A 14,120-nucleotide genomic window follows, 5' to 3' on the forward strand; every position below is an offset into this window, starting at 1 on the left:
ACGGGCAAATCGAAAGATTTGCCCGTTTTTTTTTAAATAAATTTTAAAAATTCGGTTTCAATAAATACTTATCGTAGAACCTAAAGATGTGTTCAACAGCTTCCTCTGCCGTATCCACCATCCTATAAAGATTCAAATCCTCTTCACTGATATATTTGTTCGTCAGCATGGTTCCTTTGATCCAATCAAACAATCCGGACCAATAGCTTGATCCTACCAAGACAATAGGGAAACGGGCAATCTTACCTGTCTGGATCAAGGTAACGGCCTCAAACAATTCATCCATCGTTCCGAATCCACCAGGCATCACAATATATCCCTGCGAATACTTCATGAACATGACCTTGCGAACGAAGAAATAATTAAACTCCAATAGTTTGTCCCTATCGATGTATTTATTGTGGAACTGCTCTTGTGGCAGTTCAATATTCAATCCTACGGATTTACCACCAGCGGTATAAGCCCCTTTATTTGCAGCTTCCATAATACCTGGTCCACCACCTGAAATCACACCATATCCACGTTCTGCCAATAAACTGGCAATCTGTACCGTCATCTGGTAATATTTGTGTTCATCCGGAGTTCTTGCCGATCCAAATATGGAAACACAGGGACCAATCTTTGCCAATTTCTCAAATCCATCCACGAACTCCGCCATGATTTTGAAGATCTGCCAGGAGTCCTTTACTTTTATTTCCTGCCAAGTCTTGTTGGCGAAGGAACTTAATATTCTGTCATTTTGCGTCATAAATATAAATTATAAACAGCAGGCTTTTTAAAAATAGCCTTTCCTGTTTGTTGTAATATAGCATAATAATTAAAATTCAAGAAATGTTTGCAGTAGTTTTTTTGATTATTAAATCGGAATAATTATATTTAATTAATTAACCAAAAAACGTTTTAGTTCTTTTAAAAACAAATAAAACCTAAATGAACAGAAGAAAATTTATCAGCAGTGCTGCACTTGGTGCGGCGGCTTTTACTATCCTTCCTCGTCATGTAATGGGAGGTAATGGATTTCTGGCACCCAGTGATCGGATCAATTTGGGATATATTGGGGTAGGTAAGCAGGTGGGGACTTTATTGAATGGATTGATGAGCCTTCCGGAAACGATGGTGCTCGCTGCTGCGGATGTGGATAGTACGAAACTGAACAGTTTCCTAAATACTGCCAATAAACGGAATGCAGAAAAATCAGGCCAGCAAGTAGAAGGGTTTAAGAATTACCGCGATCTACTTGCCAGAAAGGATATCGATGCGGTGGTGATCGCCTCTCCAGACCATTGGCATGCCATGCATGTAGTGGATGCGGCCAAAGCGGGAAAAGATATCTATTGTGAGAAGCCTTTGGCGCTGACCATTGATGAAGGCCGAGCTATGGTGGATGCCACCCGGAAATATAAAAGGGTGCTGCAGACGGGTTCCATGCAACGCTCTCAACATAATTTTAGGCATGCTGCTGATTTGATCCGTAATGGATATATCGGTGATATCAAGGAAGTCAATGTCTCTATCGGAGAACCTGTAGTGGAATGTGATCTGCCTTCAATGGAAGCTCCTGCACACCTCGATTGGGACTCTTGGGTTGGCCCTTCTCTATACCGAGGCTATAATCCCATCCTAAGTCCACCTATAAATGCACCAGAATGGGCGTTATGGCGTTTGTACCATGGTTTCGGGGGTGGTTATATCACCGATTGGGGCGCACATATGTTCGATATCGTTCAGTGGGCCCTTGGGATGGATAACTCCGGGCCTGTGTCTTTTACACCTCCGGATATACCAAAAGCTAAAGAAGGACTCTATTTTACCTATAAGAATGGGGTGAAAGTGCATCATAAGTCCTGGGGGAAATTCAATGCTATTCAATTTATAGGTACCGAAGGGAAGATCGAAGTAGCCCGAGAATTTTTGACTTCGGATAAGACCAATCTTCCAAAATCAGCGATCGCTGAAAAGGATCGTAAGGTGTACTACTCGGAAAACCATTACAGGGATTTTGTGGATGCGATCAAAAAACGTTCTAAACCGATCTGTGATGTGGAAATTGGGCATCGAACAGCTACGGTTTGTAATGCGGTGAATATCGCTTACCAACTACAGAAAACAATACAATGGGATCCGAAAAAAGAGGTATTTGACAATCCTTTTGCCAATAACCTGAAATCAAGACCTTACCGAGGAAAGTGGGATTATTTGGATTTCTAACTTAATTATTTTGTAATTTTGTGGAATGAACTTTTCCTCCAAACTTCTTGAACAAGCGGTAGAAGAATTTGCTAAGTTACCAGGCGTCGGTAAAAAAACTGCCCTTCGTCTGGTATTGCATCTCTTGAAACAAGCGGATGCTGATGTTTCAAAATTCACTTCTTCCTTGGATCGATTGAAAAGTGAGATCAAATATTGTCGTACCTGCCACAATATTTCCGATCTGGAGGTATGTGAAATCTGTTCTTCCCCGAAAAGAGATCATTCTTTGGTCTGTGTTGTGGAAGATACCCGGGATGTGATGGCGATAGAAAACACCAATCAGTTCAATGGCGTTTACCATGTGTTAGGTGGTTTGATATCCCCAATGGAAGGGGTTGGGCCCGCAGATCTTAAAATTGAGAGTCTGATCGAACGCTTACGGAATTCACAGGTCCAGGAAGTCATTTTGGCGCTCAGTGCCACCATGGAAGGAGATACCACTATCTTTTACTTATACCGCAAGCTCCGCGAATTTGAACTGCAGATCAGTACCATTGCCAGAGGAATCTCCTTCGGAGGTGAACTGGAATATGTGGATGAGATCACCTTGGGTAGATCCATTGCCACACGTGTACCTTATGAACGAAATGTAGGGTAAATTAAAACCTATTACCCTTAGGCTAAGCCTTTTTCCTTATCCATTTTATTAATGATCCAATAATACGCAAGGGCGCAGATCAATAAGGTGGTTCCTGCTCCTGTCCATAGGATGTTATAGCCAAAATGTTCGGCTATATAGGTGCCTAGATACGCACAGAATACATTGGCAACTGCAAATGAAAGGGAATTAAAACCCATATAGGCACCTTGGTTGCTTTTGCTTGCCCGAGATATGGAAACTGTTGCCAAAAAAGGTAAGGTGAGCATTTCTCCGGTGGATAAAAGGAACATGGCAAGAAACAACCATGGAATGCCATAATCTACGTTCAGCATCATGTAGGAAATCCCCGCAATAACCGTCCCCCAGAGCATGATCTGTTTGACCGAAAAGCGATGCTCCACCATATGGACCAAAATCATTTCAAAAAGTACGATCACAAAACCACTGAATCCTAATAACAGGCCAATCTGGTCAGGTTCTAATAAATGGATTTCTTTATAGTACAAGGGCAGGGTTCCCAACAATTGGAAGAATGCCATATTAAAGAATACACAGATGATGTTAAATATGATGAACAATCCATCTGAATAGGCATTTCGAGTAGGTTTCTGTTCTGCTATTTCCACCTCGGTTTCTTTTGCCTGATTACTTTCTTTCTCAGCTGCAACGTTTGGTTTTCTATTCCGGAAGAAGTAGATAAATACCACAGCGGCTACGGCTGCAGCCAGGGCATTACCATAGAATATCCAATCGTAGGAAATCTTCGCAAGGAAACCTCCCAAAGCTGGACCAATGGAAAATCCCAGGTTGACCGCCATCCGGTTAAGGGAATAGGCGCGGGTAATATTCTCTGGTTTTGCATATCGAGCAACCGAAACGGAGTTGGCCGGACGGAAGGTATCGGCTACTAATGTTAACAGGAAAATCATGACCGCAAGTCCATGGAAACTACGGAACTGTGGCAAAATTAGGAACAAAGGGATGACCAGGATCAAGCTCCATAGCTGAATCTTGAAATTGCCGAATTTATCGGTCAGCCAGCCCCCAAGCCAAGATCCAAATACCGAACCCAAGCCAAAACAGCCCAATACAATACCGATCTGGGGCTTTGAAAAACCCAATTCGGAGGACATGTATATTCCCAAAAAGGGAATAACCATGGAACCTGTTCGGTTGATCAGCATCACTAAGGCTAGCAGCCAGGCTGCCGGGGAAAGCCCCCTGTAAGAATCAATATAGAGTTTTAAGAATGTTTTCATTTGGGTAATAGATTAGCTGTGCCCTTTGCAGGGCATATTAAAAAAATAGCTATGTCTGCAAGATTATGCGTTGGATGAATCCAACGAAGAATTGATCTGATAGGCTACAGATTCCAAACGCTTCTTACCGGTCTGTTTGTTCAGGATGATGTCAATTCTTCCTAAGTTCACACCAGAGCGACCCGTTTGGTTGACCAGGGTAATCTGGCCGGCCAAGTTCTTGACTTCTGTTGGTTTATCCAAAAAGGTATGGGTATGTCCGCCAATAATCAAATCGATATCTCGAGTTTGCTGTGCCATCTTCAGATCAGAAGGCTGATCTGTTTCATAGCTATAACCAATATGCGACAGGCAAATGACGATATCACATTTCAGGTCATGTTTCAGCTTTTTGGACATCCTATTGGCTACTTCGATCGGGTCTAGGATCTTCATACCCTTATAACTATTAGGATCCACCAGGCCGTCTAAATTGACACCAACAGCAAATACCCCGATCTTTACGCCATCTCGGGTAAAAACCACGTGTTCTTTGGTTTTGCCCTCCATGATGGTTCCGGTAAAGTCGTAATTGGAAGTTATAAATGGGAAATTCGCCTTGTCAAAATGCTTTAACAGACCAGGGAGTCCATTGTCGAATTCATGGTTGCCGAATGTTCCTGCATCGTATCCTAATTTAGACATCAGTTCCAGTTCCAATTTCCCATCAAAGACATTGAAATAAGGGGTTCCCTGGAAAATATCGCCAGCATCGAATAAAAGGACGTTCTTTTCTTCGCCACGGATCTTTTTGATCAAGGTGCTTCTACGCGCTACTCCACCAAGACCTTGGAAACGGCTCCCATCCATCGGGAATGGGTCGATACGGCTATGCACATCGTTCGTGTGTAGTATCGTAATCTTTACCTCTTTTCCACGGGCAAAACTAGTGCTAGGAAGTCCTGAAAGGGTAGCTGTTGCTCCTAGAGCAAGCATTCCTTTTAAGAAATCTCTTCTATTGAATGATTTTAACTCTTCCATCTAATTTCGATTCTATTTTTTTACCTGATTTGCTGATTCCCTGTATATAATCGATCAAGCCTTCGCGGACCAACTGCGTAGAGGTGGTTTTCTTGACCGGGTTTTCCAATCCCCTCACATGGTCTCCACCATTGGCAATAAAGTCATACGTGATGAGCTTATAGGTTTTGTTGGGATCAATATTTTTGCCGGCGATCTTGAAATCCTGCAGCTTTTTATCCTTGATCAGAATTTGTGCATTGCCAATGGGCTGCCCATTGCTTTCGGCAATGAAATCCGCCAGTCGTAATACATCGGAACCTTTCAATTCCAGTACCACAAAAAGGTTTTCAAAAGGCATGAATTCGAAGATGGTGCCAACGGTGATATCTCCAGCTTTGATGTTGGAACGGATTCCATCTTTTGTAGCCATGGAAAAATCAACCTCAGGGTCGATCTTTCTACCTATTCCCATCATTGCATCCACAAAGAAATTACTCAATAGGCTTTCTGGGAGATTACGATTATGGATCATATTCTCGGTGGAAATGCCAATGACTTCATTCATCTTTGCCTCCAATTGCGTACGATATGGGTTGATATAATTGCTGATCGCCGTGTCCTCTACGATACTATTGTTTATAGCAATCATCTGTTTATTACTAACAGTAGATTGGTAGTAGGTGGTTTTACAGGAACTTAGTGCGAGTAGACCAACGGAAAGGAAGAGCAAATTATAGGTAGAAAACCATGTCTTCATATTAATAATTTTATGCAAAGTTATTAAGATTGCCAACAATACGAAAAAATGGCTGTTATTTTTTGGTTAATTTAATCCTAAGCGCTCTTCGAAATATTTGTTCATGAATAATCGGGTAAGACCCAGGGAAATGGAACGATCGCCCAATTCGGATATGATCAATTCACAATTGTCTGCCAATTTGGTCATGGAATATGTTTGAACCTGTTGGAGTATGGATGCTGACAGGATGGAGGAGGCCCTGGTAAACTCGCCGGTCAACAGAATAGTCTCCGGATTAAATACCTGGATAAATAACGCAATAGCTCGCCCTAGTTTGTTTCCTAGAGAAGAAATCAGCTGAATCGCATATTGATCGCCTTCCAATGCGGCTTGAATAATATGGATGGGTAACAGTTCTTGTTCTTCGCCTTCCAATTTGATCAACGTTGGAGTGCCATTGAGAATATCTTCTTTGGCCTGTTTGACAAGCGCAGAACCAGAAACAATCGTTTCTAAGCAACCCCTCTTCCCACAATAGCATAATTCGCCTTCTTCTTTGAAGGATATGTGCCCCATTTCGCCTGAGAAGCCATTCTTTCCCGAATAGATTTTTCCATCGGCAATGATGCCTAGCCCAATACCCCAGTCCAATTGAATGATCAAGGCATTGTTTTTTCTTTTTAAAGGGCCAAAAAATTGTTCAGCCATGCAGTTTACCTTGGCCTGATTCCTGATCCTCACCGTCTTGTTGAATTCTATTTCAAGATCTGATGCTAACTGAAAGTCAGGTTCATAAAAAAAGGTATAGTTGTTTCCCGCTTTTTCATCCACCAGACCCGGCATGGAGATAGCGATTCCAGAGCATTGTTTCCATATTTCGGGATATCCCTGCATGTAATCTTCGATAATGGCTTTGAAGCTGGATAGTTTATTCAGGTTTTTTGAAATCTTAAAACCATAGGTTTTTATGGGTGTAACTAGATTGGAATTGTTATCGAGAACTCCCAGCATAACCGTAAACCTGGTGATTTCAATTGTTAAGATTTTAAATAGGTTATGGTTTAATTGAAAAAGATTCGGTTTTCTGCCGCCAATAGATTCACCCCGTTCTTCCTGAAGGATTAATTTCTGATCCAATAATTCGTTCAACATGACACTCAGTGTCGGAAAGCTGAGACTCAATTCGCGCATCAGATCGTTTATGGATGTTTTGCCGGCAGCATAGATGGCCTGTAATAAAGCCATTTTATTCTTGGTAATCTTTGCTGACTTTCTGCTCTTAATGGTATTCGGGGTTAATAATTGATCGACTGCATTCATAAAGGAGAAGTGTTGTATTCCGATAATTAATTTGTGTATGGTTAATAATTTCTCTAAAATAAATAATAATTTTAAAATCGTCGCATATTTTTCTTAAAAAAATGTTAAAATAACAAACTTATTAATTTTTTTAAGTCATTGAGTGTTAGTATTTTTCAAAAAAAAAGCCGAACTAAATTTAGTCCGGCTAATATTTTAATAATGATGTATTATTTTTTGTCGATTTTATAGACTTTACCGCCATCTGTAATAGCGTACAAGGCTCCATCTTTTCCTTGGATAACATCCCGGAATCTTTCGCCTTCAGAAGCCAATAATCGCTCTTCTCCAACCACTTTATTATTTTCGATCACCAATCTTGCAATATGCATACTGCTTAGACCACCAATAAATAAGTTGTTCTTCCATTCTGGGATATTGGATCCTGTATAGAATACCATTCCTCCCGGAGATAATACCGGATCCCAATAATATACAGGTTGTTCCAGACCATCCTTTTGTTGGATAGGCGGGTTACCAATGGCTGGTCCACCATACTCAATACCATAGGTGATCGTCGGCCAACCATAATTAAGGCTTGGCTTCACAATGTTGATCTCATCACCTCCACGTGGGCCGAATTCGGAGTTCCAAAGATCTCCCGTAACTGGGTTGAACGCCAATCCTTGCGTATTTCTATGCCCATAGGAATAGATCTCTGGTTTTGCATCTTTGTTATTGGCAAAGGGGTTTCCTGATGCCGCTTTACCATCTTTGGTAATACGTACAATCTTACCTAGAGCAGAATTTAAATGCTGCGCTTGAGGTCTGGTTTCTTTATCCGAACGTTCGCCAGTGGATACAAACAAGTTGCCCTCTTTGTCAAAGATAATCCTTCCTCCATAATGCAGTTTTCCTTTGTAGGTAGGTAAGGCTTGATAGATAACCGTAGCGCCTTCAATTGTTTTTTCATCGGCAGAAAGCTTTCCTTTACCTACCGCAGTATGGTTACCACCAGTTACTGGTTCAGAAAACACCCAGTACACCATACGGTTGCTCGCAAAATCTGGATCCAAAGTAAGGCCTAATAAACCGCCTTGTCCATCAGAATCTACTTTTGGCAATCCAGTGATCGGTGCACTAACACTTCCGGTTGTAGGATCCAATATGATCATGTTCCCTTCGCGTTGTTGGGTTACCAATATTCTTCCATCAGGTAGAACGGCTGCTCCCCAAGGGTTCTTCAATCCTTGTGCAATGACCTTTCCTTCGTATGGAGTTTTTGTTTTGACACCTGCAATTCGGGTTTGACCTTCAAAAGCAGGTTTATAATCTGTATTTGCTTTGCCAGTTTCAACTGGAGGATATTTGGTCGTATCCTGAACAATAGTTGAACTGTCTTTGATTTCTGTTCCGTTATTATTTGTTCCGGAACATGAAATAAAAGCGGTTGCTGTTGCATAAACCAAAGCACTTGTAAGCTGTTTCTTCATGGTGAGGTGAGGTTTTTTTGTTATATTTTGTGTAAATCTTTTTAATTAAACTCCGGACGCTTCGGAAAGTTTGCGACGTGGGCATATTTCGGTCCCATACTGATGATGGTTTCCTTCCAAAGATCTTCCCCATCATTGATGAAGGTAAGATCGATATTAAAGGAATTATGCACCGCCCAGGAGTTCTGTTTAATTTCCTGATCCAATTGCCCGATACTCCATCCGGAATATCCTAAGAACAATTTAACTTCATCTTGGTTCAGTAAATTGTTGTTTATTAATTCCTTTAAGCGATCAAAATCTCCGCCCCAGTACAGGTCATCGACAATATGGTTGCCACTTTGGAGTTTGTCAAAAGCTTTGTGGATAAAAAAGAGGGCATTTCCTTCTACTGGGCCACCAAAATAAAGGGGGATCTCCGTGTTGTTCATACCATCCAGTACATCAGATAGATAGAGCATGGATCGGTGATTGAGGACTAGGCCTACCGTTCCTTCTGTATCATTGTGTTCGCACAATAATACGACCGAACGTTCGAAGTTCTGATCCAGCATGAAAGGCTCTGAAATCAATAAACTTCCTGTCTTAGGTATAAATTCGTTGAACATAATGTATAGATGTATGTTAACCAAAAATATAGTTTTTTGATTTTAATTCCATTGTAAAATAGTAATAATTTTAATATCATTTTTATTAAAAAATGGATATTTCGTTAAGTTTGTAGCAAATACATTAGCGTCATGTCCATCGAACATAAAGAAATTGCGGCTATACGTGAAGACTATGCCAAAAGCAGTCTGAGCGAAAATGAAGTTTTGGGAAATCCGATTGATCAATTCAAGAAATGGTTTTCTGAAGCTATGGTTAGTGAAGTCACCGAGCCTACAGCCATGGTGGTATCATCGGCTTCTGTAGACGGGAAACCCTCATCGCGCGTTGTATTGATGAAGGATATCAAAACGGATGGCATCAGCTTTTTCACCAATTATAATAGTCGGAAAGGACAAGAGATTGTCGCCAATCCCTTTGTATCGGTGTTGTTTTTCTGGCCGGAATTACAGCGGCAGGTGCGTATGGAGGCTGAAGTAGAAAAATTGGCTCCAGAAGAATCCGATGAATACTTTTCTTCGAGACCAAGAGGGAGTCAGATTGGCGCCATTGCCAGTCCGCAGAGTGCCATCATCAATAATAGGGAAGAATTGGAGCATCGGGTGGCTGAGGTTTCTGCGGAAGTGGGTGAATGGGAAATCCAAAGACCTAATTTTTGGGGTGGATTTCTATTGAAGCCTTATCGGATGGAATTTTGGCAAGGTAGGAGCAGCAGGCTTCATGATCGAATCGTTTATAAGCAGGAAGATGGATCTTGGTCCATCAATCGTATAGCACCATAGCATGTTTGAAAAAGTAAAAGAATTAATCCTGGGGAATCTAGGGGAGCAGGCAATTGTTACCCTTCAGGACCATGGTCTTCAGCCGGCCATCTATTTGGATCCCAATTATCTGCTGCAGGCTGCCAAATTGCTGCGTGATACGGAAGGTTTCTATTTTGATTTTTTGGCCAACATAACGGGGGTGGATTTTCATCCGGCCGCTGAATTTGACGTGGTCTACCACCTAAGTTCTATTCCTTACCAAACGCAATGCGTTTTGAAAGTGAAGCTGGCAAATGATCGGAGCCTGAACAATCTTCCGGAAATTCCTTCTGTTACATCGGTATGGAGAACAGCCGATTGGCATGAACGGGAAATCTTTGATCTGATGGGTATATTTTTTACCGATCATCCTGATCTGAGGAGGATTTTAATGCCTGATGATTGGGAGGGGTATCCTTTGCGTAAGGATTATCAGGATCCAGAGTCTTACCATCAAATCCCTATTAAGTAATTATTATTGAATCCAAATAGATTTTCCTATTTAAGATGAGCATCGACGAAAAATATACACAGGGTCTTCGGGATTACGAGGAGAGGATCAATTCGGTTTTCTCTCAGGAAATGGTGATCAATATGGGGCCGCAACATCCTTCTACACATGGAGTGTTACGCTTGGAATTGATTACGGATGGGGAGATCGTTAAGGATATCATTCCTCATCTGGGTTACCTGCACCGGTGTTTTGATAAGCATGCGGAGTCCATCAATTATACGAAGACCATTCCCTTTACGGATCGGTTGGATTATCTGGCCTCCATGAACAATAGTCATGCTTTTGTGATGGGAGTGGAGCGGATGTTGGGTATACAGGATAAGATTCCGAAAAGGATAGAATATATCCGAGTTTTGGTTTGTGAGCTGAACCGTATTGCTTCGCATTTGATTGCTATTGGAACCTATGGGATCGATATTGGGGCTTTTACACCTTTTATGTGGTGTTTTAGGGATAGGGAGCATATCATGAATATGTTGGAATGGGCTTCGGGATCGAGGATGTTGTACAATTACATCTGGATCGGTGGGCTTTTCTATGATCTTCCGGTGAATTTTGAGGAGCGTTGTTTGGAATTTGTGGACTATTTCAAGCCTAAATTGCAGGAGCTGGATGGACTACTTTCCAATAACGAGATTTTTATACAGCGGACGGCGAATATCGGGGTTTTGCCTGCTGATGTAGCCATTAATTATGGTTGTTCAGGACCTATGCTGCGTGCATCGGGTATCAAATGGGATCTGAGGAGGGTGGATGGTTATTCGGTCTATCCGGAAATTGAGTTTGATGTTCCTGTGGGAAAAGGAGAGATGGGTTCTTTGGGCGATTGTTGGGATAGGTATAAGGTGCGGGTGGATGAAGTGAAGGAGTCTGTGCGGATTATTGAGCAGTGTTTGGAAAGATTGATGGGGGATTTTAAACGGACGGTAAATTTTGATCCGCGGGCTTTGGTTCCTAAAAAGGTAAACCTAAAAGCTCAGGATTATTATGTTCGGGCAGAAAATCCGAAAGGTGAATTGGGATTTTATTTTGTGACGGCGGAAAAGACGGATATTCCTCGTAGGGTGAAGGCAAGAGGACCAAGTTTTAATAATTTATCGGTTTTGCCGGAATTGGGAAGAGGGGTGTTGATCGCGGATCTGATTGCGATATTGGGTTCTATTGATATTGTGCTTGGTGAGGTGGATAGGTAGGAATTATTGGTAAGGGTTGGCGAGTTGGATAGGTAGGGTATGGTTGCAATGGTTGGACGGTTAAAAAATGAAACGTGCAAAAAAGCGCAAAAAATATATTTGAGATATGTAAATAATATTTATATTTGCTGTCTCATAATTTAAGTTTATAATTGGTTAATAGTTAGGGGAGCAATTGCCAGATTGCTTCCCTTTCTTTTTTATAGTTATATGCGTATTTGTACGTTTATGCGTATTTGTGCGTATTCGTCATGGCGAGGAATTTTACCAGTCATTGCGAGAAACTTTTCCCGTCATTGCGAGGAGGCACGACGAAGCAATCTTTACGCATGTCATGCTGAGCGAAGTCGAAGCTTCTACATGTGGTACCCGTACAGATCCTTCGACTACGCTCAGCATGACAGGAAGAAAGATTGCTTCGTTCCTCGCAATGACGAAGGTCCTCGTAATGCCGAAGGATCTCGCAATGACGAAGGACCTCGCAATGACGTAAGACCTTTATCCTTCAAAATGATCCCAAATTATCTTTGCAATCCTTCTCGTTAAATTTTCAGCCTCATTATCCTTTGTCCAACTTTGATCCTTATTATTCTTCGTCAAAATCGAAAACACAATATCTCCATGCGGCGCATTCACTAAAACAACCTCACCCCGTGCATCATTAACCGACCCCGTCTTACTGATTGTCGCATAAATAGCAGGAATCTGAGATAAGGACCTTTCATTATAAAACTGGTTCTTTAAAAACCTATACATCTTATCCGACTGTTTTTCGGAAATAACCTTTCCTTCCCTAATCAATTCAAATAAATGAGCGATTTCATAAGGTGTAGTTTGTCCCCAACCATATTTTTTCCAGATATCCTCTCTACCTGCCGTCCTGGAATTCACTTTTGTATTTTTCAATCCAAGATTATCCATCAATGGGTTTATGGTCTGACCACCACCAGCCAATTCTTGAATCCAGATCGATGTCACATTATCCGAATAGGTCAACATCAGAGAAATCATGGTTGAAAGATCCGTCTGCGCACTATCCTTATAAAACTGCATCAATCCTGATCCACCATAAGTTCTCTTATCGCTATAGATGAATTTTTGTTCCAATTGAACTTCATTGGCGTCTATTTTCTGGAAAATTCCAACCAAAAGTGGAACTTTAACTATACTGGCTGTCGGGAAAATACTGTCTGCTGAAATTCGAACTTCTTTTTTGGATTTAAGGTTCTTGACATAGATACCGATATCACCGCGGAAACCATTGATCTCCTGCTGAATTTTTGCCGTTAGCTTTTTGTCGATTTTTTGGGCTTGGGAATTTCCAATTATAACAAATAATAAGCAGCAAAAAGCGATCAGTTTTTTCATGGATTAGAATTTTTGGTTATTTTGATTTCTAAGTTAAGGAATCAGAAATTAAAATTAGACTGCTATGGAATTATATATGTTGGTTATTGGAGGGAAACCGCTTGGTAGATATATTGAGCAACACGATGTGTTTTTCGGAATTTCAGAGGAGCTAAAGGACCTTGTTCCTGCTCTGAAAGCATTTTGGCCGGAGATGAATGGGAAGATGCACATTGATTCCTGGAGGAAGGTAAGTAGGGTTGGGGGCTTTAAAGTTTTAGTAAAGGAAAAGATCGAAGAAACAGTTGATGATAGTGGTTTGGATAAAAAGGGGCTTGTATCGGGAAGGAATAGTTTGTTTTTTGTGAATTTGGGTGGGTATAAGCCGAATGATATGGAAGAATATCATTATAAACAATTGGTGGTTGCAAAAGATTTGGCAGAAGCGAGTAGGATCGCTAAACAAACGGTCTTTTGGAAACATCATGAATCATCGCATATTGATGATAAATATGGGATTGATGTGGATGATATTTATAATGTGGAAGATTTGTTGACGGAGGAGATGAAGAGAAAGTATAAGTTGGTTTTTGAAGAGGTTGTAGGGGGAGATGGAGTTGGGGGTGATATGGATGAGGATAAGTTGGAAGTCGGTTATCTAAAATTAAGTAAGTTGGAAGGGTAAAACATTTCCGTTATTGCGGAACTATAACCGTCCTTTAGATTTGTATAATAATAGAAAGGGTTAATTGTTTAAGTTAGCCTTTTAGAAAGATTACCTAAAACGGTAGCGGCAAATTCTCTTTCCGTGAAGGTTTTTATACCTAGGCAATGATCAAATCCGCTACCGTTTTTTCCCTTAGTGACCAGATAACAATTAGGGCAATACCCATTATTAAGGACTAGGATCGATGGGGTAAAAACTAGGTAATCTGTACAAAACTATAAAAAACAGATCACATGGCAAACAATCCCCACTCTTTCATTGGCATCGACGTTTCAAAGGACCAT

The 14,120-nt window shown here is 41.1% G+C and carries 14 protein-coding genes; 6 read left to right on the forward strand and 8 right to left on the reverse strand.

Going from position 1 to position 14,120, the window contains the following annotated elements; all coding sequences use genetic code 11:
- Positions 1-43 precede the first annotated feature (43 nt).
- Positions 44-748: a TIGR00730 family Rossman fold protein gene (locus CRJ00_RS04225; RefSeq protein ID WP_099365638.1), complete on the reverse strand. Its 705-nt coding sequence runs from the start codon at positions 746-748 to the stop codon at positions 44-46.
- Between the two features lie 182 nt (positions 749-930).
- On the opposite strand from CRJ00_RS04225, the gene CRJ00_RS04230 reads away from it, so the two are divergent.
- Both CRJ00_RS04230 and recR read left to right on the forward strand, forming a co-directional pair.
- Entirely contained in the window at positions 931-2,208 is a 1,278-nt protein-coding gene (locus CRJ00_RS04230; RefSeq protein WP_099365639.1) for a Gfo/Idh/MocA family protein, read from the forward strand.
- 25 nt (positions 2,209-2,233) lie between these two features.
- Entirely contained in the window at positions 2,234-2,848 is a 615-nt protein-coding gene (gene recR / locus CRJ00_RS04235) for a recombination mediator RecR (RefSeq protein WP_099365640.1), read from the forward strand.
- 17 nt (positions 2,849-2,865) lie between these two features.
- Here the strand turns inward: recR and CRJ00_RS04240 are convergent, their stop codons facing one another.
- The 6 genes from CRJ00_RS04240 to CRJ00_RS04265 form a co-directional block, all read right to left on the reverse strand.
- Entirely contained in the window at positions 2,866-4,110 is a 1,245-nt protein-coding gene (locus tag CRJ00_RS04240) for an MDR family MFS transporter (RefSeq protein ID WP_099365641.1), read from the reverse strand.
- Positions 4,111-4,173: 63 nt separating this feature from the next.
- Positions 4,174-5,130, reverse strand: a complete 957-nt coding sequence (locus CRJ00_RS04245; protein ID WP_099365642.1) for a metallophosphoesterase — start codon at positions 5,128-5,130, stop codon at positions 4,174-4,176.
- Positions 5,105-5,869 carry a 5'-nucleotidase C-terminal domain-containing protein gene (locus tag CRJ00_RS04250; RefSeq protein ID WP_245153220.1) on the reverse strand — a complete coding sequence of 255 codons (765 nt, stop codon included), beginning with the start codon at positions 5,867-5,869 and terminating at the stop codon, positions 5,105-5,107. The genes CRJ00_RS04245 and CRJ00_RS04250 overlap by 26 nt, the downstream gene beginning before the upstream one ends.
- A gap of 66 nt (positions 5,870-5,935) precedes the next feature.
- Positions 5,936-7,171 (reverse strand): ROK family protein, encoded by a 1,236-nt coding sequence (locus CRJ00_RS04255; protein WP_099365643.1) that lies wholly within the window; start codon positions 7,169-7,171, stop codon positions 5,936-5,938.
- A 209-nt stretch (positions 7,172-7,380) separates the two neighbouring features.
- Positions 7,381-8,643, reverse strand: coding sequence for a PQQ-dependent sugar dehydrogenase (locus tag CRJ00_RS04260; protein ID WP_099365644.1), 1,263 nt, complete (start codon positions 8,641-8,643; stop codon positions 7,381-7,383).
- 41 nt (positions 8,644-8,684) lie between these two features.
- Positions 8,685-9,251 carry a YqgE/AlgH family protein gene (locus CRJ00_RS04265; protein ID WP_099365645.1) on the reverse strand — a complete coding sequence of 189 codons (567 nt, stop codon included), beginning with the start codon at positions 9,249-9,251 and terminating at the stop codon, positions 8,685-8,687.
- Positions 9,252-9,383: 132 nt separating this feature from the next.
- Between CRJ00_RS04265 and pdxH the strand changes: the two genes are divergently transcribed.
- Genes pdxH through CRJ00_RS04280 form a run of 3 tightly spaced genes read left to right on the forward strand, consistent with a single transcriptional unit; the run spans position 9,384 to position 11,762 of the window.
- Complete coding sequence (pdxH, locus tag CRJ00_RS04270; protein WP_099365646.1) at positions 9,384-10,034, forward strand: pyridoxamine 5'-phosphate oxidase; 651 nt, start codon at positions 9,384-9,386, stop codon at positions 10,032-10,034.
- Between the two features lies 1 nt (position 10,035).
- A complete protein-coding gene (locus tag CRJ00_RS04275; RefSeq protein ID WP_099365647.1) occupies positions 10,036-10,527 on the forward strand; it encodes an NADH-quinone oxidoreductase subunit C in 492 nt (163 codons plus the stop codon).
- A gap of 35 nt (positions 10,528-10,562) precedes the next feature.
- Complete coding sequence (locus CRJ00_RS04280) at positions 10,563-11,762, forward strand: NADH-quinone oxidoreductase subunit D (protein WP_099365648.1); 1,200 nt, start codon at positions 10,563-10,565, stop codon at positions 11,760-11,762.
- Between the two features lie 498 nt (positions 11,763-12,260).
- Here the strand turns inward: CRJ00_RS04280 and CRJ00_RS04290 are convergent, their stop codons facing one another.
- A complete protein-coding gene (locus CRJ00_RS04290) occupies positions 12,261-13,130 on the reverse strand; it encodes a serine hydrolase (RefSeq protein WP_099365650.1) in 870 nt (289 codons plus the stop codon).
- A gap of 64 nt (positions 13,131-13,194) precedes the next feature.
- On the opposite strand from CRJ00_RS04290, the gene CRJ00_RS04295 reads away from it, so the two are divergent.
- Positions 13,195-13,794: a DUF1543 domain-containing protein gene (locus CRJ00_RS04295; RefSeq protein WP_099365651.1), complete on the forward strand. Its 600-nt coding sequence runs from the start codon at positions 13,195-13,197 to the stop codon at positions 13,792-13,794.
- The last annotated feature ends 326 nt before the right edge of the window (positions 13,795-14,120 follow it).

Origin of the sequence: Sphingobacterium sp. 1.A.4, assembly GCF_002734245.1 — a bacterium.
GTDB lineage: Bacteria > Bacteroidota > Bacteroidia > Sphingobacteriales > Sphingobacteriaceae > Sphingobacterium > Sphingobacterium tenebrionis.

Excerpts from the sequence above, each read along its gene's own strand:
- CRJ00_RS04225 (WP_099365638.1), bottom strand. The coding sequence starts at position 748 with ATGACGCAAAATGACAGAATATTAAGTTCCTTCGCCAACAAGACTTGG.
- CRJ00_RS04230 (WP_099365639.1), top strand. The coding sequence starts at position 931 with ATGAACAGAAGAAAATTTATCAGCAGTGCTGCACTTGGTGCGGCGGCT.
- recR (WP_099365640.1), top strand. The coding sequence starts at position 2,234 with ATGAACTTTTCCTCCAAACTTCTTGAACAAGCGGTAGAAGAATTTGCT.
- CRJ00_RS04240 (WP_099365641.1), bottom strand. The coding sequence starts at position 4,110 with ATGAAAACATTCTTAAAACTCTATATTGATTCTTACAGGGGGCTTTCC.
- CRJ00_RS04245 (WP_099365642.1), bottom strand. The coding sequence starts at position 5,130 with ATGGAAGAGTTAAAATCATTCAATAGAAGAGATTTCTTAAAAGGAATG.
- CRJ00_RS04250 (WP_245153220.1), bottom strand. The coding sequence starts at position 5,869 with ATGAAGACATGGTTTTCTACCTATAATTTGCTCTTCCTTTCCGTTGGT.
- CRJ00_RS04255 (WP_099365643.1), bottom strand. The coding sequence starts at position 7,171 with ATGAATGCAGTCGATCAATTATTAACCCCGAATACCATTAAGAGCAGA.
- CRJ00_RS04260 (WP_099365644.1), bottom strand. The coding sequence starts at position 8,643 with ATGAAGAAACAGCTTACAAGTGCTTTGGTTTATGCAACAGCAACCGCT.
- CRJ00_RS04265 (WP_099365645.1), bottom strand. The coding sequence starts at position 9,251 with ATGTTCAACGAATTTATACCTAAGACAGGAAGTTTATTGATTTCAGAG.
- pdxH (WP_099365646.1), top strand. The coding sequence starts at position 9,384 with ATGTCCATCGAACATAAAGAAATTGCGGCTATACGTGAAGACTATGCC.
- CRJ00_RS04275 (WP_099365647.1), top strand. The coding sequence starts at position 10,036 with ATGTTTGAAAAAGTAAAAGAATTAATCCTGGGGAATCTAGGGGAGCAG.
- CRJ00_RS04280 (WP_099365648.1), top strand. The coding sequence starts at position 10,563 with ATGAGCATCGACGAAAAATATACACAGGGTCTTCGGGATTACGAGGAG.
- CRJ00_RS04290 (WP_099365650.1), bottom strand. The coding sequence starts at position 13,130 with ATGAAAAAACTGATCGCTTTTTGCTGCTTATTATTTGTTATAATTGGA.
- CRJ00_RS04295 (WP_099365651.1), top strand. The coding sequence starts at position 13,195 with ATGGAATTATATATGTTGGTTATTGGAGGGAAACCGCTTGGTAGATAT.